Here is a 23,571-nt window from a genome sequence, read left to right as displayed (position 1 = left end):
ACTTCGGCCGTCCCGTTTTAGGAGAGGCATGGACCCGGGATGTGCGGCCACCAATCGATCAACCAAAGCTCCCGGGTCTGCCAACCTTCCTCAGGCAGCCAAATTCGGAGTGCGTGAAATGGCAACCCAGATCGTGATGGATCGTACCGGCGACACCCGGCATACATTCGACATCCATGACCGCGCAGAGGTCGAAAAGGCCGAGCGGCGCTTTATGGAATTGACCGGTGCAGGTTTTACGGCCGCGGTCCGAACGGGGCCCGGCGAGCAACGGGTAATCCGCTCGTTTGATCCGACGGCGGAGGAAACGCTGTTTTATCCGCGTCTTGTTGGCGGCTGACGGCAGTGACCCAGCAGATCGTACTTGCGATATGCTCGTTCGTCCTGGCGTTGCTCGGTACGGTGCTGCTGTCAGCGCTTTCGCTGGCAGTGGCGCGGTCCGGTTCCTGCAGCAAATCGTTTCGCTTCGAGACCGAGGCGCGAGCCCTGACGCTCTTGAAGGATTGGCTCTCGCCGAAGCAGCGCGCCTCTTATGAGCGTTTCCGATATTTCGACGTCACCGGCAGCCACACCGGGACGCGCTATCGGATCCATCATGGGACGCAGACGAACATCGAGGAAATCAGCGGCACCGGCCAGCATGTCTGCAAATGGTGCTTTGTTCCCGATGGCGACCTCGTCGCCGGCGATGTCATGCTGGCGCAGAAAATCGCCCTTGAAACCAACGAGCGCGGCGCGCTTGCCGTAGCCCACCGCTCGTTCGTCTCGTCAGGACCGCGCAGGTTCTGACCGGACGGCGTCAATACCCTTTGCCGGGCCGCCATCCTGCGTCAATTCAGCTTTTGCTGCAGGATCTTGCCTTCGATTTTCGGCAACTCGGCTGTGGACGTGGACTTATCGGTGCCGGCGCGGCGGGCCAGTTCGACTGTCAGCCGTTCGGCCGCTTCCGGCTGCATCAGGCCCAGAATGTCCGACATCTTGCGCGGCGCAATCTGCGAGGCGATTTCGTAGAGCACGGACATTTCCAGCCGGTCGAACACCTTGGCGGCGTCTTTCGGCTTCATGCCCTCATACATCGTGATAATGCCTTTGAAGCGCGCAGCGTCCTGTTCGGCCTTTTGCCCGCTCGCTGTCGATATCCGGGCCTCGGTGGCCTTCATTTCCTCGACGCGGCCCTCGATGCGCTTCTCGGCTGATTTCAGAAGGCTTTCGCGAATTTCGATTTCACGCGCGCGCTGCTCCAGTTCCTGGCGCCGCGCCTGCAGCCGTTCCAGGATGGCGCGTTCCGACGGCGACACCGATTGCGGATTCGGGTCGGGAAACACCACGACGCCGTCGGACTTGGGCGCCTCGGTAGCCGGCGCGGCCGGTTTCGGCGCCTCTTCCTTTTTCTCTTCCTTCTTGACCGAACCGGTGATGTCGGCGGGCTCAGACCTGGGGCCGCCGGGGTAGCCCAGATTGTCCTGCGCCCAGGAGCGCTTGGCCGGCTGGCTGACCTGATAATCGAATACGTATCCGCCATCGATCACGAGGCCGGCGACCTTCAGCACAGCAAGGCCGAAGATCGCGACCAGCACGACCGGAATGACGCGGATGTCGCGAAACGACTTCATGCGGCGAGGCCACTGGCCCTTCGGCGTTCGGAGAATGCTTCAGCCGCCGCGGCTACCGCCTTGGCTGTAGATACCCTCGGTGCTGCGGTTTCGGCTTCTTGCGAGGGCCGCGCCGCGATCGCGATCTTGGACAACCGGCGAATGACGCCGTCGCTTTCGGCCAGCATGTTCTTCAGGTGCCCCGCCATCTGGGTCGCAGCGGCGAGCTGGCTGCCGAGATTCTCGTTGACGTCGCGCACCGTGTGCTTGAGGCCGCCGATCGCCCGCTCGGCGATTTCGGTCGCGGTGATCAGTTCCGCGATCGTGGCTTTCAGCGAATGCTCGTCCGCCTTCAGCCGCTTCAAGCGTTTGTTGAGCAGCATGCAATAGCCGATCGTGAGCATCAGCAGCACCGCCACCAAACTCTCGATCACAATGCCAAGGGAATGACTCATTGTGCCTCCATCAACTTGGTTTGTTCGTCGGCCTTCTCGAACATCGCGAAGGTGGTATTGGGTTTACGCAACTGCTTGGTTACGCGGATGGCGACGCGGTCACCGACCCGGCCCATCCGCCCTTCGGTCAGGAGCACGTTGCCACAGCGGACCTGCACCAGCGCGTCGGGGCGCATTTCCAGCGGCAGGGTGTCGCCGACCTTCAGCTTCATCAAATGCTTGAGCGGAATGTCGGCCTCATAGAGCACAGCATCGACGGCTATCTCGGCCTGCGCCACTTCGGTCGCGAAATGCCCTTCCCAGATCGGATCGCGGCCGAACTTTTCGCCCATGAACATCTGGAGCAGAACCGGGCGGATCGGCTCGATGGTAGCGTAGGGCAGCAGCAGTTCTATATTGCCGCCGCGGTCTTCCATGTCGATGCGCAGCCGCACCAGGATCGCGGCGTTGGCGGGCCTGGAGATCGCGGCGAAGCGCGGATTGGTTTCCAGCCGGTCGATCGAGAACGTCACCGGCGACAGCGGCCGGAACGCCTGTTCGGCATCGGCCAGCACGACCTCGACCAGCCGCTTGACCAGGTTGGTTTCGATCGTGGTGTAGGGCCGGCCCTCGATGCGCAGCGAAGTCTGGCCGCGGCGGCCGCCGAGCAGCACGTCGATGATCGAATAGATCAGGCTGGAATCGACGGTGGCAAGACCGAAATTTTCCCACTCCTCGGCCTTGAACACGCTGAGCACGGCCGGCAAGGGAATTGAGTTCATGTAGTCGCCGAAGCGAACCGAGGTGATGCGGTCGAGCGAGACTTCGACGTTGTCGGAGGTGAAGTTGCGCAAGCTCGTGGTCATCAGACGCACCAGGCGGTCGAACACGATTTCGAGCATCGGCAGACGCTCGTAGGACACCATCGCCGAATCGATGATGGCGCGAATGCCGGAATGGTCGTCGAGATTGACATCGCCGACGGTGAAGCCGAGCAGATTGTCGATTTCTTCCTGCGACAGAACCCGCTCGCCGGAATTCTTGTTGCCGAATTCGCGGCCGCCATCCTCGACCATGGCTGCCCACTGCAGCGCCATGCTCTCGGAGAGTTCATTTGCGGCAGCCTCCTCCGCGGCCGCCGCGGGATCCTCGGAATCGAGCGAGGCTTCCCATTGCGCGGCAATGGCGTCCTGGTCCATCTGGTCTTGGTTGCCGGCCATGATGCTAGATCCGCCCCATCACTGCACGACGATTTCCTTGAACAGCACGGCGCTCACCTGCTGCGGCGCCACCGCGTTGTTGACGCGTTTAGTCAGCTCTTCCTTGAGGCGAAACAGGCCCGCCGAACCGTTGATATCGGAGGGGCGCAATTCGCGCAGGTAGGTCTGGAACAGGTCGGTGACGCGCGGCAGGTTCGGCTTGATCGCCTCCACTTGCTTCTCTTCCTTGATCTCGAGCACGACCTTGACGCGGAGATATTGCACCCGCTCGCCGGGCGCGCCGACCAGGTTGACCATCATGTCGGGTACTTCGACGAAGGACGGCGGTTTCGGCGGCGGCGCTTCGGCGTGCTTCTCTTCGCCATGGCCGCGCATCAGGAAAAACCAGCCGGCACCGGCGCCAAGGATAGCGACGAATCCGGCGACCGCAATGATTAGCTTGAGCTTACCTTTTTTCGATGATGCGGCTTCTGCGCCGTCTGCGCCTTCCGCCTGCTCATTGTCAGCCATTGCCCCGCCCGCTTCCATCTGGGAACGAACGCGGTTGCCACCAGCCTGGGTAACGATGCCCCCACAACGCGAAACAAAAGCCGCCAGCGCACACGCGCCCTCTACACGTGCAACGCTAGGGTAATAATGGTTAACGGAACCTTTCCATTAGCGCCCAAGTAGGAAAAATCTGCCGGGCAAACATGGTCAACAAGACCTTTCTGCCGCCCGCCCTGCGCTCCGAAAAACGCTTAACCCATTAGAAAATCAGTATTTCCCGACTTGGCACGGCTTTCGCTGAGTAACTGGCGTGACCTGCCGGCTTGGGAGAGCCCAAAGGTTTACGGATCCGGACCACGGGCTTGGGAGAGCCTGCTTCGGATCGATCAAGGGGAGAACCACCGATGGAGAATATGCTTCTCGTCGGACTTTCGCGGCAGATGACGCTGGAACGGCAGTTAGATGTCGTCGCCAACAATGTTGCGAACATCAACACCACCGGCTTCAAGGCCGACCGCTCGCTGTTCGAGGAATATCTGCGCTCGCCGGCGCATGAAGACAATTTCGTGCGCGCCGACCGCCGCGTCTCCTTCGTGCACGACCGCGCCACCTTCCACGATTTCGCGGCCGGCCCCTCCGAGCAGACCAAAAACCCGCTCGACGTCGCGATCGACGGCAACGCCTTCCTGGTGGTGCAGACGGCCGCCGGCGAAGGCTACACCCGCGACGGCGGCCTTCAGATCAACAATCAGGGCCAGCTCGTGACCGCGAGCGGCGATCCGGTGCTGGGCAACTCCGGCCCGATCGTATTCCAGCCGACTGACAAGGCGATCAACATCGCAGCCGACGGCAATATCACGGTCCTCGAGGGCACCGGCCGCACCGACTCGGTTCGCGGCAAGCTGCGGCTGGTCTCGTTTGCCGACCCGCAGAAGCTCGTCAAGGAAGGCGGCAACCTCTACTCCGCGGGCCAGGGCGGCGCCGCGCAGCCCGACACCAACTCGCGGGTCCGCCAGGGTTTTATCGAGAAGTCGAACGTCAATTCGGTCCACGAAATGAGCCGCATGATCGAGATCACGCGCACCTACACGCAGATCTCGGCGATGCTGCAGCAGCAGCACGATTTGCACCGAACCGCAGTCGAGAAACTCGCCGACGTTCCGGCATAACCGTAAGGCATTGATCGATGCGCGCCCTTTACACAGCAGCGACCGGCATGGCGGCACAGGAACTCAACGTTCAGGTGATCTCCAACAACATCGCCAACATGCGCACCACCGGCTACAAGAAGCAGCGCGCGGCGTTTCAGGATTTGATTTACGATCATGTGCGCCGCGTCGGCGCGCAGGCTTCCGACCAGGGCACCATCCTGCCGGTCGGCGTCGATATCGGCGGCGGCGTCAAGACGGTCGGCACGCCGCGCCTGATGAGCCAGGGAACGCTGTCGCCGACCGGCAACGACCTCGACGTCGCGATCCGCGGCGAAGGCTTCTTCAAGATCCAAGTGCCCGACGGCACCTATGCTTATACCCGCGACGGCTCGTTCATGATGGACGCGCAGGGCCGCGTCGTCACCGCGCAGGGCAATCCGGTGCAGCCGACGATCACGATCCCGCAAAATTCCTCGCAGATCACCATCAACGCGCAGGGCCAGCTCACCGTGATGCTGCCGGGCTCCACCACGCCGACCCTGGTCGGCCAGATCGGCCTGACCCGCTTCATCAACAAGGCCGGCCTCAACCCGATCGGCGACAATCTGTTCACGGATACGCCAGCCTCCGGCACGCCGCAGGACGGCGTCGCCAACACTGACGGTTTCGGCGACATGCAGCAAGGCAACCTCGAACAGGCCAATGTCGAGGTGGTCACCGAAATCTCCGACCTGATCGCCGCCCAGCGCGCCTATGAGATGAACGCCAAGGTCGTCAGCGCGGCCGACCAGATGCTGCAATCCACCTCCAACATGTTCCGCTAAAGGACTGGTCATGATCGTCCGCGCCCACCTCCTGGCCGCAGCCCTGATCGCCGCATCGAGCGCGGCCGCGGTCGCGCAGACTCAGGAAACCTTCGCGAACCGCAACGTGATCGCCGCGCCGGTGCTGCGCGCCAACGTGCAGGTATCGGGCGATCTGGTGCGGATCGGCGATGTCATCGATAATGCCGGCAGCGCCGGGCAGATCGCGATCTACCGCGCGCCGGATCTGGGCACCACGGGCTCGCTCCCGGTCGCGCAGGTGCTCAACACCCTGCGCGCCCATCATGTGATCGGCATCGATACCCGCGACCTCAGGGAAATTTCGGTGACGCGTCTGGCCCGCACGCTCGAAGGCAAGGACATCGAACTGCAGGTCGCGCGCGCGCTGGAGCGCCGCAATGGTCTCGGCGACGCCGCCAATCTGTCGCTGACCTTCGACCGCGATCCCGGCGACGTCAGGCTGGACGCCGGCTTCAGCGGCAGCCTGCAGGCGACCATCTCGCGCTACGACAATCGCAACGGCCGCTTCGACGTCACTTTTGAGATCGCCAACGAGAACGCCGCCGCCCCGGCCAAACTGCGTTTTACCGGCACAGCGGTCGAGACCGTCGAGGCCGCGGTGCTGGCGCGCAACATCGAGCGCAATGAGGTGTTGAAATCGTCCGACGTGGTTATCGAGCGCCGCCCGAAAGCGGAAGTCGGTCCTGATGCCGCCGCGCGTGATCGCGCGGTGGGGATGCAGGCCCGCCGCCAACTCCGCGCCGGCCAGGCGATCAGGACCGCCGATCTCGCCAAACCCGATCTGGTGCAGCGCGACCAGAACGTCACGCTGATCTATGAGGCGGCCGGGCTCTATCTCACCATGCGCGGCAAGGCGCTGGACAATGGTACCGAGGGTGACGTCGTCAATATCATGAATCTGCAGTCCAAGCGGACGGTATCAGGCACCGTGACCGGTCGCGGCCAGGTCTCGATTACGCCGGTGGCGCCCCGCCCGGCGCAGACCAGCGACGCCACCTCCTCGCTCGGCCCAGCCGCTCCCGTTGCCGTCGCCATCGTCAATTCGCCAGCCGCTTCAAAAGCCGAGTAATGTAAATGTCAGTCACCCGTCTCAACCGCATCGTTCTCTCCGGCGCCATCCTGTCGCTGGCCGCCTTGGCGAGCGGTTGCTCCTCGATCGACCGTCTGTCGCAGATCGGCGAAAAACCGAAGCTGACGGAGATCGAAAATCCGACTACGCAGCCCGGCTACAAACCGGTGCAGATGCCGATGCCCAAGCCCGAGCAGGCTTCCTACAACGCCAACTCGCTGTGGCGGAACGGCTCCCGCGCCTTTTTCAAGGATCAGCGCGCCGCCCGCGTCGGCGATCTGCTGACCGTAACCGTCAACATCACCGACAAGGCCAACATCGCCAACGAGACCCAGCGCAGCCGCTCGAGCAAGGAAGATTCCGGAATCACCGACTTCGTCGGCTCCAAGACGATCACGCAAGCAAACAAGATCCTCCCCGGCCGCATCCTGACCACGGACTCGACGTCGTCGAGTGACGGCAAAGGTTCGGTCAACCGCCAGGAAGCCCTGCAGACCACGGTTGCCGCGGTTGTGACGCAGGTGCTGCCGAACGGCAATCTCGTTGTCGAGGGAAAACAGGAAATCCGCGTCAACTTCGAAATCCGCGAATTGATCGTCGCCGGCATTGTCCGCCCCGAAGACATCCAGAGCGACAACACAATCGATTCCTCGAAGATCGCCCAGGCCCGCATCGCCTATGGCGGCCGTGGCCAGATCACCGACGTGCAGCAACCCCGTTACGGGCAACAGGTAATGGACGTGCTGCTGCCGTTCTAATTCTCCGAGCTCCCACACTGCATTGCGAACCTAGGCGTGATGAAGTGTATCAACACGGCCTCCGTCAGCTCCCCTGGCGGAGGCCGTGGTCGTTTTCGCGCCGGAGCGACCTGCAAGCACCGCGCGCCAGGGCTCGCGTGAATACCGGGGCTGGTACTCTAAAACGCCTTCATCGTCGCTATCGAGTCCGGCTGCGACATGCTGTATAGCGAAGACATGCTGCACGGCGGCAGATCGGCAACCTGACGATCCGAAGCTTCCCGTCAGCGCGCAGAACCTTCTGGTAAAACCTAACACAGGAACCCGATGCTCGAGGGAATCATCCGCCTGCGCTGCGTCGATGGGTAGCTCTCCATCCCGGAACGTTCGCTTCCTGCCTTCGTTTTCCGTTCTTCAATCCCAACTGGAGGAAAACCATGGCCTTAGAAGCAAACGAGACCGGCAACCTGATCGGCAGCGACAAGGTTGAGGGAACTGCGGTGTATGGCGCCGACCGCAACAAGATCGGCTCGATCGAACGCGTCATGATCGACAAGCTGAGCGGCAAAGTGTCTTACGCCGTGCTGTCGTTTGGCGGCTTTCTCGGCATCGGCGACGACCATTATCCGCTGCCCTGGCAATCGCTGAAATACGACACCTCGCTCGGCGGCTATGTTACCGGCGTGACGGAATCGCAGCTCAAGGGCGCGCCGCATTACGGCAACGACAATACCTGGAACTGGAGCGACCCGACCAGGGCCCGCGCCGTCAACGATTATTACGGGATCGCGATGTAATCGCGGTCACGCCCTAACCTCCGTAAGGCCCGCCTTCATGGCGGGCCTTACGCTTGGCCGGAGCGACTGCGAACGCAGGCCTGCGGCCGCCAGTCAGCCGAGAACTATTCCTGCTGCTTTGCGTTGTGATCTGCGAAAGGCGGAGCAATGGGAAAATTCTTCTTGATCATCATCGCTATCAGCGTCGCCGTTCTGCTGGCAATGAGCGCCTACGTCATCAGCCTGTGACAGCGATGCGGCTTGTCAACAACTCGATCAAATAGCGCCGAGCGTGTAATCGGCCACCGGCACGTCGGTTGCTTCCGGTCACCGCAGGTTCAATCGCTCCAAGCCATCCGTCTCGATACCTGGTTCTCAAGAGCGCCCGTCTCAAGGAGGTGGCCGTCGCTGCGCCATGGGCTCGATGGACGCCTTCGCGTCCCCGCCACAAGGGGACAATGGTCGGCCAAAAAGCAGGCTCCGGCGCCTCTCGGGGGGAAGATTGCGCCAGAGCCTGAAAGGTTGCCGCGTGTCTGAAAACACGATTGCATAATTTTCCCGACCAGGAATCGTTCCCGCCCGAACCTTACTTCTTCATGGTTCCTCCCGGAGAAGCAGCTTCGCCCTTCTTGTCCACGGCGCCTGCAGTCCCCGCGCCTTGCGTGCTGGAATCCTTCGATGAAGGCCTGGAATTGCTGGTCGTCGTGCCCGTTGCGCCGTTCTTCATGTCGGCTCCGCCGGTCGCCTTCGCGGCCGGTTCGCCGACCTGGGAACTGCCGCCCGCGGCATTGCCCTGCGCGAACGCAGGGGTGCAGGCGAGTGCGAAGGCTGCTGCGAGCGAAATGGATTTCATCTTCATGGTGGCTTCCCGTCTGGTGCACGCCCCACCAATCCAATTGCGGCTACTGCACTACGTTCCTGCTCGTAAGCCGCATCCGCCACAAACACCGGCACAGAATGCGCTGGGCGCGGCGGCGGCGGGTGCAAGTTTGTCGCAGGACGGCCCCAGCCCACGAGCAACGGCGCGCAGACGAACGGCGCTCAAATACTTTCGCCGGACCTTCGGCCGGCGGCGCTGGGCCAGCCGATGCGACTGGTTAACTGCGGGGACGACATCGCGTAGTCCCCGGCGCCCGCGGCTGGCGTCAAGCGGACGAAGGTCTTTTGAGCCCGGCAAAGATTTCAATTAACCATTAACTCGCTGGCGATGACGGCAAGACGGATCGTGACCGGGGGAAGGCACGACATAGGCTGTTAAACTCATTGCGCAGGCACCGTCGGTTGATCGGCACACACCTGCAATGATTACCGTGTGCTTACTACTAATACACACGGACTGCGGGTGCTGCGGGCATCCGGCGCTCCCTGCGCCCTCTTTCTTTTTTGAGGGAACCCGTTAGCATGACCCGGGCAAAGCGAGCCGCGGAAACGCGAACACCCCCCAGTTGTCATTCGCCCGAACAGCAGGCGATCGAGTATTCCAGAGACCGCAGTGATGGAAACGACAGGTCGCGGCGTACTGGCTACTCCGCAGGTGCAGGGTGGGACCATCTCTTGTGGAGCAATGCTGCTTCTCTTCCTCGCGACCCTCACCCCAGCCTCCCCTGTATTCGCCGAGCCGTGCAGCAAGCCGACGGCGCGCTCCAAGATTGCCGAGACGCTCCGCCTCGCCTCTGAGCAGCGGCCGGTTAATCTCACGTTCCGCACCGGCGCCGAGGGCGTGAAACTGTCACTTGGCCTCAAGTCAAAATATCCTGATGACATGACCATCATCCTGCAGAATGACTTCGAGCAGTTGAACGTAAAGGACGACCGCTTCGATGTCCTGCTGCGATTAAGGGGGGCTCGGGAACGGGTCACCGTCCCCTTCAGTGCAATCAAGTCATTCTGGGATAAGTCCGAGTTGAAGTGCTCCGACGGCTGATGCCTCACTCCGGCGTCGCGCGCAGCATCAGGGCGCAGAGTCCTGTCATCCGTGCGATCGGATGTTCGACGAACAGGCGGCAGGAAGCGAGCGCGCCGTTCAGCGTGTCCGGCGGCGCCGGCGGCTTCAGTTGCGCAGCCAGCATCGCACCATGGGCATGCCCCAGCGCGCGGGTGGATTGCGTGAGTGCGTTCAATCGTCCCTCTCGCTGCAGCGGTGCCAGCGAGGTTCGCACCAGCGCCAGATACGACGGCCAGTAAGCGAGATGCCTGTACATGCTCGCGATCAGTTGCGGTTCGGTGTCTTCGCCGAACGTGTTCAGCTCCATAACCAGCGCCGCTACCTCGGGGTCCAGTGCATCCATGGGCGGCAGTTCAGGGATCTTCGTGCCGGGCGGCTTTGGCGCGGTATCGGCGGGCGCAACCGCATCGGCCGGGTGCGGTTCGTAACGCGCCAGCAGCGCCGACACGACCACGAGTGCGAGCGCGTTGGTGTATTGATAGCTGTCGAGCACGTTGCGAATGAGCGCCTGTTCGGTCTCGTCGATACCGGCGGCAAGCAGGGTATCGGCGGAGAAGCCGGGCCAATCCGGCAGTGCGATCGTTCGCCTGACGGCTTCCGCATGCAATGGCGCGTCGCCGAGATAGAGCGGCCGCACTGTCGCCCACGTCCATTCCAGCGCGCCCGGCATGGTCGCGAGGTTGCGCCAGATCAGGTTGACCACGCTGGTGCCGAGCACCTTGCGGATGTCGGCATAGATGTCGGCGATTTCGCCTCTCGCTTCGGATTCGAGAATCGACGGAACGCTCTCAGCCATAACTGTCATTTCATGTGAATTTGGCTTCCGCCATACCCAACCCGTCGAGCTCCATTCTGACGGCATCGCCCGCGTCGAGCCACACGGTTTTCACGAGACTGCCAGTGAGAACGATCTGCCCGGCATGCAGCCCCTTGCCTTCTTCGGCGAGATGATTGGCAAGCCAGGCTAGCGCGTTGTGGGGATGGTCGAGCACGTCCGCGCCGGTGCCGCGACCGGCCTCCTTGCCGTTGACAATGGCACGGCCCTTGACGGTGAGCAGGTCCGGCGCCTTGGTGCGCGGCACCGCCTTACCGAGCACGCAGCCGGCGGCGAAGAAATCATCGGCAACAAGCGTCGGCGCGCCCATGGTCTCCCATTTGACGTAGCGGTCGTCGACGATCTCGATTGCAGGGTGATACGCCTCGATTGCCTCCATCACCCATTCCGCGGTGAACGGCGCTTCTGACGGCGCGAGACTACGTGCGAGCCGCACCGCAATCTCGCACTCGACGCCGACCCGGACATAATCGCCGTGGCGCAGCTTGGCACCGGAGTCATGCACGCCCTTGGCGAACACGCCACCGCCGCAAGGATGGGGGATATCGAGGTATTCCTGCATTACCGCGCTGGTGCAGCCAATCTTGTAGCCGATCAGGGTGCCGGTCTGCGGCAGCAGCAGGTCGTGGACGGCGCGTTGTATCCGATAGCCTTCGGCTTCATCGCTAGGCGCGAGCTCAGGCGCCAGCGCGGCCAGCGGCGCGCGATTGCGGCGGGCGGTAGCGATGGTCTGTGCGGCCGCGAGAATCCTGTCCATCAGCGGCGGCTTTCATGGTTGCAGCCTGCAGCGCTGACCGCAGGCCGCGGTCAGCCGCCAGGCTCTGCGCTACTCGTCCCGATAAACCTTCTCGCGCTTCTCGTGACGTTCCTGCGCTTCCACCGACAGCGTTGCAATCGGACGGGCCTCCAGCCGCTTGAGCGAGATCGGTTCGCCGGTCTCCTCGCAATAGCCGTAGGTGTTGTCCTCGATGCGTTGCAGCGCCGCATCGATCTTGGAGATCAATTTGCGCTGGCGGTCGCGGGCGCGCAGTTCGATGGCGCGATCGGTTTCGGAAGAGGCGCGATCAGCGAGATCGGGATGATTGACGTTCTCTTCCTGAAGGGTCTGCAGGGTGATCTTCGATTCCCTCAGGATCTCGTCCTTCCATGCCAGCAGCTTGGCGCGAAAATACTCGCGCTGGCGGTCGTTCATGAAAGGCTCTTTTTCGGAGGGTCGATAATTCTTCAACTTTTCCAAGGCCAGCCCATCTTCACGTGCAAGGCGGGGCGGAAAATTGTCCGTCCGCGCGGGCCTTATATAGCGGCGGGTTGTGACAGACAATATAGGCCATGCCTTAGGGGGGACCTCCCCCAAGACCTTGCACAGGCAAAGTTATCGGCACCGCCTCCGCCCGCTAGTAGCCGACCGTGAAGCGCTGGCGGATATGGGCCGGACGCTCGATTTCGTCGGCGAGTGCAACTGCGAAGTCCTCGAAGGAAATCGAGCTTTTGCCGTCGGCAGCGGTCAAAAGCTGGTCGGTCCCAAGACGGAACTTGCCGGTTCGCTTGCCGGCGGCGAACAGGGCCGAGGGCGACAGGAAGGTCCAGTTGAGTTCCTTCTCGGCCCGGAGCAGATCGAGGAAGGCGGCGCCCTTCTCGGCTCCGCCTTGTATGCCACGGGAAAGCCCGGGGTGGTGACCAGCCGAACGCCCGGAGCCACTTCAAGGCTGCCGGCGCCCCCGACCACGAGATAGCGTCCGATCTTCGAATCCTTCGCCGCCCCGATGAGCTTGACCGGGTCGCTGGCAAGAAAATGAACCGAGCTGATGGCGACGTCGTGGCCGGCGATCAGCCGAGCCAGTTCCGCCTGCTCCATGGCATCGCCCGTGGTTGGCGTGACGTTGGGCTGGGCGGCGATCTTTTCGGGATGGCGGGCGATGGCGGTCACACTGTGGCCGCGGCGGGCGAGTTCGGCGGTGATGCGCGAACCGGCATTGCCGGACGCGCCGATGACGGCGATTTTCATGGAGGTTCCCTTGCGATACGCCAATCTGGTATCCAGTGGTGACTAGATAGCGGAAAGAAGGTAGGTGTTAAGAGAGCACTTTTGGGTCACCTGATTACGCCGGAGTAACCGCCGTGAAGGCCGCCAATTCGAAAACCCCGAACGCCTATTCGGCCGATTGCCCGACGCGCCAGATTCTCGATCGGGTCGGCGACAAATGGGCCGTGCTCATCCTGCTTCTCGTGCGCGACGAGCCGATGCGTTTCAATGCGTTACGCCGCACCATTGAAGGCATCTCGCAGAAGATGCTCAGCCAGGTTCTCAAATCGCTTGAACGCGACGGATTGATTAGACGCCGCGCGATCGCGACGGTGCCGGTCACGGTGGAGTATTCGATCACGCCGCTCGGCGCGACGCTCGCCGACGCGGTCGATCCGTTGCGGGAGTGGGCGGAGATGAACCTGAAGGAGGTGCTGAACGCGCAGCGCCGCTATGATGCGGCGCGCAAGGACATAGCGGCCTGAGCCATCCACCACTGCCATGCCTGGCTTCAAGCAGGGCATCCAGTACGCGCGCCGAAGCTCTAGCGCTAGAACCGACCGGCCTTCGCCAGTTCGACTTCGACGCGCAGCTCGATCTCGGCCAGCACCGCATCGAGGCCGGAATCGCCGGAGGACGACTTCAGATTGGCAGCGGCATCGCGCAGCCGGCTCACCGTCGAGGCGTCGAGATTGCCGGAGAGCAGTCCGAGCTTGAGTTCGTCGAGCACGTCGAGTGCGCCCCTGCCCCGTGCCACCGAACGCTTGCGGCGCTCGGTCGGATCCTCGACGCCCTGCAGCGCAAGGAGCGCGTCGATGTTGCCGGCGGCCTTGGGCGCTGCTGCCGAGCGCGGCTCTTCGGGCGTAGCCGGCGTCTCCGGCAGCGAGAAGCCGGTCGAACTGGTTCGTCGCGCGTGGCTCGCGGGCGATCCTAGCGTGGTGCCGTTCGGTCCGTAGATGCGCATCGTGGTGATCTCGCGATGAGAATGGCGGGACCTTCGCCTTCTTATGGTTAATGACACGTAAACGGCCCGGCAGAATCTGCCGACGCACGGCAGTTTCGCCCATCATGGTGAAGCCGTCGCGATATCGGCCCCAACGAACATCCAGCAATATCAGCGCGTTGCACCCGAAACGCAACATGGCACGCTGCTCGCATAGTTAATGCCGGACCGCCGTCATGGGAGTGACGCCTGCGGTCCGGTGGAATACCTCGAGGGGAGCACAGGATGCCCGGCATCCGTTCGGCAAGAGTGATTTGGGTGGCCTGGGCCGCGCTGTTGGCGCTGGCGCTATCGCCCTCGTCCGCAGGCGCGACGTCGCGGATCAAGGATCTCGCCAATATCGAAGGCGTGCGGCAGAACCAGTTGATCGGCTACGGCCTCGTCGTCGGCCTCAACGGCACCGGCGACACCCTGAACAACATCCCCTTCACCAAGCAATCGCTGCAGGCGATGCTGGAGCGCATGGGTGTCAACATCCGCGGCGCGACCATCCGCACCGGCAACGTCGCCGCGGTCATGGTCACCGGCAACCTGCCGGCATTCGGCACGCAAGGTACGCGGATGGACGTCACGGTATCCGCGCTCGGCGATGCCAAGAATCTGCAGGGCGGCACCCTGCTCGTTACCCCCCTGCTCGGCGCCGACGGCAACGTCTATGCGGTCGCGCAAGGTTCGCTCGCGATCTCCGGCTTCCAGGCCGAAGGCGAAGCCGCCAAGATCGTGCGCGGCGTGCCGACCGTGGGCCGCATCGCCAATGGCGCCATCATCGAGCGCGAAATCGAATTCGCGCTCAATCGCCTGCCCAATGTGCGGCTCGCGCTGCGCAACGCCGACTTCACCACCGCCAAGCGCATCGCGGCGGCGGTCAACGACTTCCTAGGCGTCAAGACCGCCGAGCCGATCGACCCGTCTACGGTGCAGCTCGCGATCCCCGCCGAATTCAAGGGCAACGTCGTCGCCTTTCTCACCGAGATCGAGCAATTGCAGGTCGATCCTGATCTCGCCGCCAAGATCGTCATCGACGAGCGCTCAGGCATAATCGTGATGGGCCGCGACGTTCGCGTCGCCACCGTGGCGGTGGCGCAGGGCAATCTTACCGTGACGATTACGGAAAGCCCGCAGGTCAGCCAGCCCAATCCGCTGTCGCGCGGCCGAACTGTCGTCACGCCGCGCACCGGCGTTAGCGTCTCGGAGGACGGCAAGAAATTCGCGGTCGTGAAGGACGGCGTCTCGCTGCAGCAACTCGTCGACGGCCTGAATAGTCTCGGCATCGGTCCACGCGACCTGATCGGCATCCTGCAGGCGATCAAGGCCGCCGGCGCGATCCAGGCCGACATCGAGGTGATGTGATGGACACGAGCCTTATCAATGGCATCGGCGCATATTCGACGAAAAAGACTTCGCTGATCAACGGCCGCAACGATCCGCAGCTTGCCGACGCGCTGAAAAAGATTTCACCCGAGGCGCAGAAAAAGACGCGCGCCAAGGCCCAGGAGTTCGAGGCGATGTTCCTCAACTCGATGTTTTCGCAGATGACCACCGGCGTCAAAGGCGAAGGGCCGTTCGGCGACACGACCGGCACCGGCGTCTGGCGCTCGATGCTGACGGACGAATATTCGAAATCCTTCGCCAAGTCGGGCGGCATCGGCATTTCCAACGACGTCTTCCGCACCTTGATCCTGCAGCAAGCCAACCGCGCCGGCTGATCCAAAAGGGAATCCGACATGAATCAGCGTCCTCAAGCCAAGCCCGCACCGGCACCGGCGATCTCCACCCCGGTCGAGGCGCGCAAGCTCGCGGAAGAACTGATGAATGTGATGAGCGCGCTGCTCGGCATCATCGAGCGCGAAACCGAACTGGTTCGCGCCGGCTGGATCCGCGAAGCAATGCAGCTGGAAGAGCAGAAAAGCGAGTTGTCGGGCCGCTACATGGTCGCAGTCGAAAGCCTGAAGAACGCGCAAAAATATCTCACTCAGGTCTCGCCGGAATTGCTGACCACGCTGCGGCGCCATCACGACACCTTCCGTGCCATGCTGCAGATCAATCTCACGGTCCTTGCAACCGCCCACGCGGTGTCGGAGGGCATCGTGCGCGGCGTCAACACCGAGATCCAGCGTCGCAATATTCCGAGCACCTACACCGCTGCCGGCCAGCGCGCCGTCCCCGGACCGCGGCACATCAAGCCGCTCTCGGTCAGCCGCTCGCTCTAAGCGTTTTTCGGCGCTTCCCTAAAATACCAACGATCTTAATAGAAACTTCGCGTCAATTTCAGCGCGAAATTCAGCGCATTCTCTAACATTGTATTGAGGGGTCCGCGGCATAGTTGCGATTCGAGAGGGGTTGGGATTTGACTCGAAGCAAGCCAGGAGGCTGCCGTGAGTACAGATTTCAGCATCAAGCCGGTGGGGGCACCGGTTGCCGCGCCGATTGTGCAGCCCGTGAGCGAAGCGGCGCATAAGGCAGTCGCGACCGAACTGCCGGTGACGCAAAGCGTCACGGCGGCGGACGCGAGCGCACGCGCGCGCGCAGAGTCCGATGCGGTGAATGTTTCCAGATCACGTCAGGTGTTTCTCGACCGCGCCGCGGCCTCGATCGTCTATCAGGTCGTCGATACCAGGACGAGCGTGGTGGTGCAGCAATTTCCCGATGAAGCCGTGCTGCGCCGCCGCGCCTATTTCCGCGCCCTCGACCTGACCAACGGCGCGCCGACGCGCGCTCTTGCCACCGATCGCAAGGCTTGATCGCGAACCGTCAAGCCTTGCCTGACAGGCCCGCGGCGAGGTTGCAATTAATATCGATCAGCGACTTCAGTTTCGCCGGATCCGGATTCAGCTGCATGTCGATCGTCTGCTTCATCACGAACACGCCGATATTGGCGATGTTCTGACGGATTTCCAGCGGCTGCGGATTGTCGTTGCCTTCCACCGCGCTCATGAAAATCGACCACAGCCGGCGATTGAAGAGCAGCGCATTGTGCATGTTCTTGTCGGGGCCCGCCCAGTTGGCCTGGACATCCAGAAGCTGTCTCGCAGCCTTCAGCAGCGCCTGCGCCTCGACTTCACGCGGGGATGCCGTTGTATGTGACGTGCGCGAGTAGGCCTGGGCTGCATGGGACATTCACGACCTCGATGGGAGCGGTTCGCAGGACCGCAGGGGGACTTCAAGACTGCCCAACTTTCATACAGTCCGTGCCTTTAAATGTGGTTAGCAACGGTTACCAAATGTGACGGAGTCTGGGCATTACCTGGCTTTGTTCGCTGACTGCGTGAAGCAAAAAGCAAAGTCTACGACAATCAGACCCGATCGACTGGCGCCGAGTTCAGGGTCGACTGCCCGGTGGCGGGATTGGTGACCACGGTCTTGATCGTGCCGTGGCCCTCCTTCGACAGCAAGAATTTAGAGTCGCCCATCCTGAAGGCGTTGTCCTTGATCAGGATGTCCTGGTATTTGATCGGACCATTGCCGCTCTGATATCTCACCTTCGCGCGAAATCCCTCCACGTTGGACACCGAGAAGGAAAACTTCTCGCCCGTCGAATAGGTCCCCTTCCAGGTCCCTTCCCACTGCGTGGCATCGACAGGGACATACTTCGTATGCGACGGAGGCGTCGGGGGTTTGGATGTGTAGCCGGCTGCAAGAACGCTGTAGATATCACCCATAGCTCAACCTTCCTGCTTGATGCCCTCGTTGCCATTCAGGCGCGGCCGCTGAGGCCGGCCGCGAGATTGCGGTTGATCTCGATCAGCGGCTTGATGTGCTCGACCTGCGGGCTGATCTGCAGCGCCATTGTCTGGCTCAGAACGAAGATACCGAGGTTGGCGATGTTCTGTCGCACTTCCAAGGGTTGCTGGTTGTCGTCGCGCAAGACGTCGCTGAGAAAGATGGCCCACAGCTTGCGATTGAACATCAGCGCTTCGGAGATCTGCTCGATCGTCGCATTTTCATCGGTGACGATGACCTGCAACTTGTTCGCCGCCTTCAGCAAGGCCTGGGCTTCGATATCACGGGGGGAGGAGGTAGTGGTCGCAACACGCGCGTAGGCCTTGGCGGCAGCACTAGACATTCGTCACCTCAGCAACTCCTCTTCCATTCTGACAAGCTTGCGGATTTCCTTTAACGAATTGTAGAGCTGGCCGCTTAAAATTAGCTTACTTGCGGCCTCGATCTGCGGCCTGAAGCTCGGCACCGCCTCCAGTAAATCCTTGACGAAGCCCATATAAAGCTCCTGGTACTTCGGGATGTCCTTCTCCAGGTACATCATCTGCACGCAGAGATAGAGCCGCTTCACCGGAGAATTGGCTGTCTCCGCCGTCAGGATGTCCTTCTCGCGCAGGATCGGCGCTGCGCCATCGATCAAAAAGTGGGCTCGCGTCTCCGAATTGGTGATCACGCTTTCGCCGATGATGATCCGTTCGAACGGCTTCAATTCAACCTTCAGCGCCATCGCCTAATCCCCTGCAAACCGCCGCGTCGCGGCGCGCGTGTCCGGAAACAATTACACGAATCACCATGAACAATACCCGAACATTCGAATGCAAACTGCATCAAAAAAATGGCTTTTGCTTCATCAACGGAGCGGGTTTGGGGCGTCGTCCGTCGGCTCCATCGCGGCTTCAAGGAAAAGCGGCGGGGCCCTGCCCCGCCGTTTTGATGGCTCGAAACGTTTCTCCACTTACTGGAGGAGCTTGAGCACGCTCTGCTGCGACTGGTTGGCGAGCGCTAGCGCGGAGACCGCGATCGACTGGCGGGTCGACAGCGCCTGGCTGTTGGCCGCCTCCTCGTTGGAGTCGGCCAAGGTCAGGTTGGCCGACCCGGTCTGCAGCACATTGATGATGTTTTTCGCGAAATCCTGACGAATCTGCACGATCGAGAGGTTGGCGCCGAACGCGGAGGCCTGCGAGCGCAGCGTGCTGCTGGCGTTGTTGAGCGCCGTCAGCACCTTGCCGGTCAACACGTTATCGATGAAATCGGTGCCGGCGGCGAGCGGTGCGAGGCCGAGGCCATTCGGGTCGAAGCTCACCCCTGCAATCGTCAATGTCGACTTGCCGGTTTCGTTGAAGATCAGCTTCAGCGAGTTGCCGTCCAAAAGGTTGATACCGTTGAACGATGCATCCTGCGCCGTGGTCTTGATCTGCTCAATGACCTGGTTGTACTGGCTGACCAGGGTGGCGCGCGCGGTTTGCGACACCGCGTCGGGGATCGCTGCAACGACCGCACCGCCGGCGCCGCCACCGAACGCGTTGGCGCTGATGTTGATCGCGTCCAGCGCCGTCGGCGCAGTCGCTGACGCTGTGCCGGTGATCACCTGGCCTGCACCGTCGTTGGTCGACGTGAAGGTCAGATCGTCCGGGCCGGTGATCGAGCCTGACAGGTTGACGCCCGCCACTGCCAGCGCCGTATTGAGTTGGTCGAGAGTTTTGACAGTCGCCGTCTTGGTCGTGGGATCGAAGGCCGCGGCAGCCGTGCCGATCGTGATGGTCACAGCGGTGCCCGCGGAATTGGTGAACGTGAAAACACCACCGTTGAGCTTGCTGGTCGTGAGGTCGGCGGCAGTTGCTGGACCTGCGGGGGCAACCCCGGTGCCCGTGCCGGTGAATTTAATGCTGGACTTTGTGCTGTAGCCCGTGGGCTGCTGCAGCGCCTGGTTGGCGATCGACTTGGCGGTGTCGACCAGCTTCTGCAGCGAGGTGATGCCGGTGTTGGCGGCCTGCAGCACCTGCACGCCGTTGCCGATGCTGTCGAGCAGATTGCTGATGTCGCCGGCGCGGGCGTCGAGGCCGGCCGCGGTGAAGTAGTTGGTCGGGTTGTCGAGCGCGCTGTTGACCTTCTTTCCGGTGGCGAGGCGGGTCTGCGTGGTCGAGAGCAGATCGGCGGTGCCCTGCAGCGAGAGCAAGTTCTGGCGGACTGCCGCCGTCAGGACGATATCGGACATATTCAACGCCTTCCTCAAGTGTGCGTCGCCGGCACCTTCTCCCGCGCCGACGGGCTACATGACTTCACCCGAGTACGTTATGAACAAAAGCTTTTAAAATGTGGTTAACGGTACCTTATTGGGCATGGTTAACAACTGGTGCCCTGCTCACGACGGTTTAAGGCGCTGTTTTCGAGCGATCTGATCCTCCTGTTGCGATGCCGTTCCGGACCTCCAGACACAAAAAAAACGGCGGGGCCGAAGCCCCGCCGCCGTGATGGATCGAATGGTTCGCCGAAATCAGCGCAGGAGCTGGAGAACGCTCTGGTTCGACTGGTTGGCCAGCGCCAGCGCGGAGACCGCGATCGACTGGCGGGTCGACAGCGCCTGGCTGTTGGCCGCTTCCTCGTTGGAATCGGCCAGGGTCAGGTTGGACGACCCGGTCTGCAGCACGTTGATTAGGTTCTTCGAGAAGTCCTGACGGATCTGCACGATCGAGAGGTTGGCGCCGAAGGCCGACGCCTGCGACCGCAGCGTGGTGCTGGCGGTGTTGAGCGCGGTCAGCACCTTGTTGGTGGCAGCGTTGTCGATGAAGTCAGTGCCCACGGTGGCCGAGCCCAGGCCGAGACCATTCGGATTGAAGGTCACGCCCGTGATCGTCGAGGTCGACTTGCCGGTTTCGTTGAACACCAGCTTCAGCGTGTCGCCGTTGAGCAGGTTGACGCCGTTGAAGGACGCGTCCTGCGCCGTCGTCGTGATCTGCTGGATGATCTGGTTGTACTGAGCAACCAGACTTGCACGGGTATTCTGCGAGTTGACGTCGACAACGGCCGCGGTGACCGACGCGGTGGTGCCAACAGTGCCGGAAATATCCACCGAGGTCGACGAACCAGCGCCCGGCGCAGCGTAGGTGCCAGTCTTGGTGATCGTCTGCGAAGCCGCATCGTTGGTCGATGTGAAGGTAATCGCACCCGAAGAGCCGAGGCTTGCGGTAAGCTGAACGCCGGCAGTCGCAAGCGCCGTGTTGATCGCGTCGATCGAGTTGACCTTGCCGGCGCCGGCCGTGTTGTCGATGGTCAGTGTGGTCGTAGCGGTCGCCGAAGTCTTGAAGACCAGCGTCTTACCCTGAAGCGAGTTCGTGCCGGCGTTGGTCAGATCGGTCGCTGTACCTGCGACGGCGAGCGCACCGGCACCGGTCGGCCCGTCAGTGACGAGGCTGGCTTTAGTGCTGTAGCCGCCGGGCTGCTGCAGTGCCTGGTTGGCAATCGACTTCGCGGTGTCGACCAGCTTCGACAGCGAGGTGATGCCGGTGTTGGCAGCCTGCAGCACCTGCACGCCGTTGCCGATGCTGTCGAGCAAGTTGCCGATGTCGCTGGCGCGAGCGTCGAGGCCGGCGGCGGTGAAGAAGTTGGTCGGGTTGTCGAGCGCGCTGTTGACCTTTTTGCCGGTGGCGAGGCGGGTCTGCGTGGTCGAGAGCAGATCGGCGGTGCCCTGCAGCGAGAGCAGGTTCTGGCGAACCGAAGCCGAGAGGGTGATGTTGGAGAGAGACATGGAAACAACCTTTCTGGTGTACGCAACAGCTCGGCCTTCTTGGCCGAACCCGGGGAGGACCCTGAAAGCAAATGATCAATGAAAAATAAATTGGACCAGGCAGATGCGGTGCTACCGCGCCGGCTTCAAAATCATGGTTAAAAAAGGCTGAAGATGGCGGGAAATATCCGAAGCGATCGGGCGGGCGAGCCGGCGTCCAGGTCTTACGCAAATCTGAACATTGCGCGTGGGGCGCCGCACTTCGGCCCCGGCTGGAAACGTGTCGTACTTTTCAATCCGCGGGAAAACGCGGACGATCTTGTTCTTCGTCATTACCGGGCTTGACAGCCAAAGTCGGATTTATCCGACTTGGGACTCTTAAGACTTCGGCCTCTGAAGAAGAATGCAATTCGGCTTGCTTGCCATTGAAATGCGGAAAGAGCTGGATGCGCTGGTCAGCGCGCCGACGCCTATCAGCCAGCCAGACGTGTTGAACAAATCTAGATCGCGCAGCGCGCCTTACAGGAATTTCAGCAGCGTGGTTTGATACAGCATCGCCGTCGTCTGGTACGATGCGTTGAGGCTGTTCTGCACGGCGAGGAGTTTCGCCGTGACCTCCGCGTCAGTAACGCCTTCGATCGATTGCAGCATGGTCTCCGCGGTGTTCTTGGTCTGGGTCTGGCGATCGGTTGCCGACTTCATCGCGGCCTGCGCGCCGGAGAAATCCGCCTGAATGTCCTGCACGCTCTGCTGGCCGGTCTGCGCCAGAAGTTTTGTCGCCACCCGCTGGTAGAGCGCGCCGATCTGGGCGCTGGCGTTCGGGTCGCCGGCCGTGGTGGTCATGGCGGCCATGGCCGCGATGGTCTGCAATTGCGCCGTCAGCGCCTGCTCGTTGGCGCGGGCGCCATATTGCACGGTGATGCCGTCGTCGACGCGTGCTACCGCGGTGCCGCGCCCGGGGTCGGTGCCGGTTTCACCAGTATACCAGGAGACCGTATTCGCAGCCGTGCCGGGCACCTGCGCCGTCGCGGTGGCGAACGGCGGACCGCTGACGCGCGGCACCGGGCTGCCGCTGAAGAATTCGCTGGACGCCTTCAGCGCGGACGCTGCGACCAGCGCGCCGTTGGCGAGGCCGCCGACGGCGGTGGACAACGCGGCGTTGATGTTGGCGGCGGTCGCAGTCGAGTTGGCGCCGATCAGAAACTGGCCGGCCTGCGGCGGCGTCGTGGTGGTCGCGGTCAACTGCACGTTTTCCGAGGTGCCGTCCGGTAGATTGAACGCCAGTGTGATGGTATCGCCGGTGTTCAGGTTGGTCGCGCCAAGATCGAACGACTCGGTGGCCGGCGAGCCGGTCGGCCCGGTGGTCGTGACGCTTGCGGCCGACGAGGTGATCGAGGCGAGCTTCAGGCCAAACGGACCTGTGTCTTCGGTCAATGATATCGACGTCGCCGTCGGCGTCGCCTGTGTCAGCCGGCCGGTGCCGGAGCCGACATCGGCCTGCTTGCGTTCCGCGATCAGCTGCTTCAGGCCCGCCTGCGCGCCGACGCCGTTGAGAATGTCATCGGTCGCCGCCGTCGCCGGTGTGTCGGTGGCACGTCCGGAAAACAGATAGCGATCGCCCGACTGGCTGTTCAGCAGGCTCAGCATCTCGTCGAGCGAACTGCGCGCCGTGCCCTGGGCAATGGTCTGGCCGTTGCTGGTGATCTGGGTCGAGGACGTCACCGCCGCGCCCTGCACCGTGGTTCCTATCGCGACAATCCGCGTCAGTGCTGCGTTGGCCACGTTGATGCGCGTGGTGACGTTGGTCATCGTATCCGCGAACGCGTCGATGCTGCTGACCTGTGCGCGCAGCGCGACGGCAAAGCCGCGGTTGGTGCCCATGCCGGCATAGGTGTTCGATTTCTTGCCGGTGGCAAGCTGAGTCTGAAGATTGTCGAACTGGCTTTGCAGATCCAGGATTCGCGATGCCAGAATCGACGTCTTGATGCCTACACCGCTAACCGTCATGATG

At 62.3% G+C, this 23,571-nt stretch carries 30 protein-coding genes and 1 pseudogene; 13 read left to right on the top strand and 18 right to left on the bottom strand.

What is annotated here, in order from left to right:
• The first annotated feature begins 118 nt into the window (after positions 1-118).
• Complete coding sequence (locus HCN58_RS17135; protein WP_171580574.1) at positions 119-340, top strand: hypothetical protein; 222 nt, start codon at positions 119-121, stop codon at positions 338-340.
• An 83-nt stretch (positions 341-423) separates the two neighbouring features.
• Positions 424-789 (top strand): hypothetical protein, encoded by a 366-nt coding sequence (locus HCN58_RS17130; RefSeq protein WP_171580836.1) that lies wholly within the window; start codon positions 424-426, stop codon positions 787-789.
• Between the two features lie 41 nt (positions 790-830).
• Here HCN58_RS17130 and HCN58_RS17125 read toward each other — a convergent pair whose 3' ends face one another.
• From HCN58_RS17125 to fliL, 4 genes are read right to left on the bottom strand one after another with little or no spacing between them, the layout of a single operon-like run.
• Positions 831-1,613 (bottom strand): MotE family protein, encoded by a 783-nt coding sequence (locus HCN58_RS17125; protein ID WP_171580573.1) that lies wholly within the window; start codon positions 1,611-1,613, stop codon positions 831-833.
• On the bottom strand, positions 1,610-2,047 hold the full coding sequence (locus tag HCN58_RS17120; RefSeq protein ID WP_171580572.1) for a DUF6468 domain-containing protein: 438 nt from the start codon (positions 2,045-2,047) through the stop codon (positions 1,610-1,612). Before HCN58_RS17120 ends, HCN58_RS17125 begins: the two co-directional genes overlap by 4 nt.
• The gene (gene fliM, locus HCN58_RS17115; protein WP_171580571.1) at positions 2,044-3,246 is read right to left on the bottom strand and encodes a flagellar motor switch protein FliM; all 1,203 of its coding nucleotides are present in this window, start codon (positions 3,244-3,246) and stop codon (positions 2,044-2,046) included. The genes HCN58_RS17120 and fliM overlap by 4 nt, the downstream gene beginning before the upstream one ends.
• A gap of 18 nt (positions 3,247-3,264) precedes the next feature.
• Positions 3,265-3,756 carry a flagellar basal body-associated protein FliL gene (gene fliL / locus HCN58_RS17110; RefSeq protein WP_171580570.1) on the bottom strand — a complete coding sequence of 164 codons (492 nt, stop codon included), beginning with the start codon at positions 3,754-3,756 and terminating at the stop codon, positions 3,265-3,267.
• Between the two features lie 383 nt (positions 3,757-4,139).
• Between fliL and flgF the strand changes: the two genes are divergently transcribed.
• From flgF to HCN58_RS17085, 5 genes are all read left to right on the top strand, one after another.
• Positions 4,140-4,904, top strand: coding sequence for a flagellar basal-body rod protein FlgF (gene flgF, locus HCN58_RS17105; protein WP_171580569.1), 765 nt, complete (start codon positions 4,140-4,142; stop codon positions 4,902-4,904).
• 17 nt (positions 4,905-4,921) lie between these two features.
• Positions 4,922-5,710, top strand: coding sequence for a flagellar basal-body rod protein FlgG (gene flgG, locus HCN58_RS17100; RefSeq protein ID WP_171580568.1), 789 nt, complete (start codon positions 4,922-4,924; stop codon positions 5,708-5,710).
• A gap of 10 nt (positions 5,711-5,720) precedes the next feature.
• The gene (gene flgA / locus HCN58_RS17095; protein WP_171580567.1) at positions 5,721-6,800 is read left to right on the top strand and encodes a flagellar basal body P-ring formation chaperone FlgA; all 1,080 of its coding nucleotides are present in this window, start codon (positions 5,721-5,723) and stop codon (positions 6,798-6,800) included.
• A gap of 5 nt (positions 6,801-6,805) precedes the next feature.
• On the top strand, positions 6,806-7,558 hold the full coding sequence (gene flgH / locus HCN58_RS17090) for a flagellar basal body L-ring protein FlgH (RefSeq protein WP_171580566.1): 753 nt from the start codon (positions 6,806-6,808) through the stop codon (positions 7,556-7,558).
• A 416-nt stretch (positions 7,559-7,974) separates the two neighbouring features.
• Positions 7,975-8,334: a PRC-barrel domain-containing protein gene (locus HCN58_RS17085; protein ID WP_171580565.1), complete on the top strand. Its 360-nt coding sequence runs from the start codon at positions 7,975-7,977 to the stop codon at positions 8,332-8,334.
• A gap of 565 nt (positions 8,335-8,899) precedes the next feature.
• On the opposite strand, the gene HCN58_RS17080 is transcribed toward HCN58_RS17085, so the two are convergent.
• Positions 8,900-9,172, bottom strand: a complete 273-nt coding sequence (locus tag HCN58_RS17080; RefSeq protein ID WP_171580564.1) for a hypothetical protein — start codon at positions 9,170-9,172, stop codon at positions 8,900-8,902.
• 636 nt (positions 9,173-9,808) lie between these two features.
• Between HCN58_RS17080 and HCN58_RS17075 the strand changes: the two genes are divergently transcribed.
• Positions 9,809-10,237 (top strand): ClpXP protease specificity-enhancing factor SspB, encoded by a 429-nt coding sequence (locus tag HCN58_RS17075; RefSeq protein WP_171580563.1) that lies wholly within the window; start codon positions 9,809-9,811, stop codon positions 10,235-10,237.
• Between the two features lie 4 nt (positions 10,238-10,241).
• Here the strand turns inward: HCN58_RS17075 and HCN58_RS17070 are convergent, their stop codons facing one another.
• The 4 genes and pseudogenes from HCN58_RS17070 to HCN58_RS17055 all read right to left on the bottom strand — a co-directional run bounded on the left by HCN58_RS17070 (position 10,242) and on the right by HCN58_RS17055 (position 13,098).
• Positions 10,242-11,054: a hypothetical protein gene (locus tag HCN58_RS17070; RefSeq protein ID WP_171580562.1), complete on the bottom strand. Its 813-nt coding sequence runs from the start codon at positions 11,052-11,054 to the stop codon at positions 10,242-10,244.
• A 10-nt stretch (positions 11,055-11,064) separates the two neighbouring features.
• On the bottom strand, positions 11,065-11,850 hold the full coding sequence (locus HCN58_RS17065) for a 2-keto-4-pentenoate hydratase (protein ID WP_171580561.1): 786 nt from the start codon (positions 11,848-11,850) through the stop codon (positions 11,065-11,067).
• A 69-nt stretch (positions 11,851-11,919) separates the two neighbouring features.
• Entirely contained in the window at positions 11,920-12,285 is a 366-nt protein-coding gene (gene dksA, locus HCN58_RS17060; RefSeq protein WP_141686941.1) for an RNA polymerase-binding protein DksA, read from the bottom strand.
• 202 nt (positions 12,286-12,487) lie between these two features.
• Positions 12,488-13,098, bottom strand: a pseudogene (locus tag HCN58_RS17055) (NAD(P)-dependent oxidoreductase).
• Between the two features lie 113 nt (positions 13,099-13,211).
• Between HCN58_RS17055 and HCN58_RS17050 the strand changes: the two are divergent.
• Positions 13,212-13,601 (top strand): winged helix-turn-helix transcriptional regulator, encoded by a 390-nt coding sequence (locus HCN58_RS17050; RefSeq protein WP_171580560.1) that lies wholly within the window; start codon positions 13,212-13,214, stop codon positions 13,599-13,601.
• Positions 13,602-13,666: 65 nt separating this feature from the next.
• On the opposite strand, the gene HCN58_RS17045 is transcribed toward HCN58_RS17050, so the two are convergent.
• Complete coding sequence (locus HCN58_RS17045) at positions 13,667-14,080, bottom strand: flagellar assembly protein FliX (RefSeq protein ID WP_171580559.1); 414 nt, start codon at positions 14,078-14,080, stop codon at positions 13,667-13,669.
• A gap of 264 nt (positions 14,081-14,344) precedes the next feature.
• Here HCN58_RS17045 and HCN58_RS17040 point away from each other — a divergent pair, with 264 nt between their 5' ends.
• From HCN58_RS17040 to HCN58_RS17025, 4 genes are all read left to right on the top strand, one after another.
• Positions 14,345-15,469, top strand: coding sequence for a flagellar basal body P-ring protein FlgI (locus HCN58_RS17040; protein ID WP_171580558.1), 1,125 nt, complete (start codon positions 14,345-14,347; stop codon positions 15,467-15,469).
• Positions 15,469-15,825 (top strand): flagellar assembly peptidoglycan hydrolase FlgJ, encoded by a 357-nt coding sequence (gene flgJ / locus HCN58_RS17035; protein ID WP_171580557.1) that lies wholly within the window; start codon positions 15,469-15,471, stop codon positions 15,823-15,825. Before HCN58_RS17040 ends, flgJ begins: the two co-directional genes overlap by 1 nt.
• 18 nt (positions 15,826-15,843) lie before the next feature.
• Complete coding sequence (locus HCN58_RS17030; protein ID WP_171580556.1) at positions 15,844-16,329, top strand: hypothetical protein; 486 nt, start codon at positions 15,844-15,846, stop codon at positions 16,327-16,329.
• 165 nt (positions 16,330-16,494) lie between these two features.
• Positions 16,495-16,860, top strand: a complete 366-nt coding sequence (locus HCN58_RS17025; protein WP_171580555.1) for a hypothetical protein — start codon at positions 16,495-16,497, stop codon at positions 16,858-16,860.
• A 10-nt stretch (positions 16,861-16,870) separates the two neighbouring features.
• Here the strand turns inward: HCN58_RS17025 and flaF (HCN58_RS17020) are convergent, their stop codons facing one another.
• The 8 genes from flaF (HCN58_RS17020) to HCN58_RS16985 all read right to left on the bottom strand — a co-directional run bounded on the left by flaF (HCN58_RS17020) (position 16,871) and on the right by HCN58_RS16985 (position 23,567).
• Positions 16,871-17,236, bottom strand: a complete 366-nt coding sequence (gene flaF, locus HCN58_RS17020; RefSeq protein ID WP_171580554.1) for a flagellar biosynthesis regulator FlaF — start codon at positions 17,234-17,236, stop codon at positions 16,871-16,873.
• A 176-nt stretch (positions 17,237-17,412) separates the two neighbouring features.
• Entirely contained in the window at positions 17,413-17,778 is a 366-nt protein-coding gene (locus HCN58_RS17015) for a hypothetical protein (RefSeq protein WP_171580553.1), read from the bottom strand.
• Between the two features lie 35 nt (positions 17,779-17,813).
• Complete coding sequence (gene flaF / locus HCN58_RS17010) at positions 17,814-18,182, bottom strand: flagellar biosynthesis regulator FlaF (RefSeq protein WP_171580552.1); 369 nt, start codon at positions 18,180-18,182, stop codon at positions 17,814-17,816.
• Between the two features lie 3 nt (positions 18,183-18,185).
• On the bottom strand, positions 18,186-18,563 hold the full coding sequence (gene flbT / locus HCN58_RS17005) for a flagellar biosynthesis repressor FlbT (RefSeq protein ID WP_171580551.1): 378 nt from the start codon (positions 18,561-18,563) through the stop codon (positions 18,186-18,188).
• Between the two features lie 228 nt (positions 18,564-18,791).
• Positions 18,792-20,051, bottom strand: a complete 1,260-nt coding sequence (locus tag HCN58_RS17000; RefSeq protein ID WP_171580550.1) for a flagellin N-terminal helical domain-containing protein — start codon at positions 20,049-20,051, stop codon at positions 18,792-18,794.
• Between the two features lie 279 nt (positions 20,052-20,330).
• Entirely contained in the window at positions 20,331-21,581 is a 1,251-nt protein-coding gene (locus HCN58_RS16995; RefSeq protein ID WP_171580549.1) for a flagellin N-terminal helical domain-containing protein, read from the bottom strand.
• A gap of 111 nt (positions 21,582-21,692) precedes the next feature.
• Entirely contained in the window at positions 21,693-21,893 is a 201-nt protein-coding gene (locus tag HCN58_RS16990) for a hypothetical protein (RefSeq protein ID WP_171580548.1), read from the bottom strand.
• A gap of 186 nt (positions 21,894-22,079) precedes the next feature.
• Positions 22,080-23,567: a flagellin family protein gene (locus tag HCN58_RS16985; protein WP_171580547.1), complete on the bottom strand. Its 1,488-nt coding sequence runs from the start codon at positions 23,565-23,567 to the stop codon at positions 22,080-22,082.
• Positions 23,568-23,571 lie beyond the last annotated feature (4 nt).

The sequence above is a fragment of the Bradyrhizobium australiense genome, from assembly GCF_013114825.1.
Taxonomy (GTDB): domain Bacteria; phylum Pseudomonadota; class Alphaproteobacteria; order Rhizobiales; family Xanthobacteraceae; genus Bradyrhizobium; species Bradyrhizobium australiense.
This window is presented reverse-complemented; position numbering and strand designations above follow the sequence as displayed.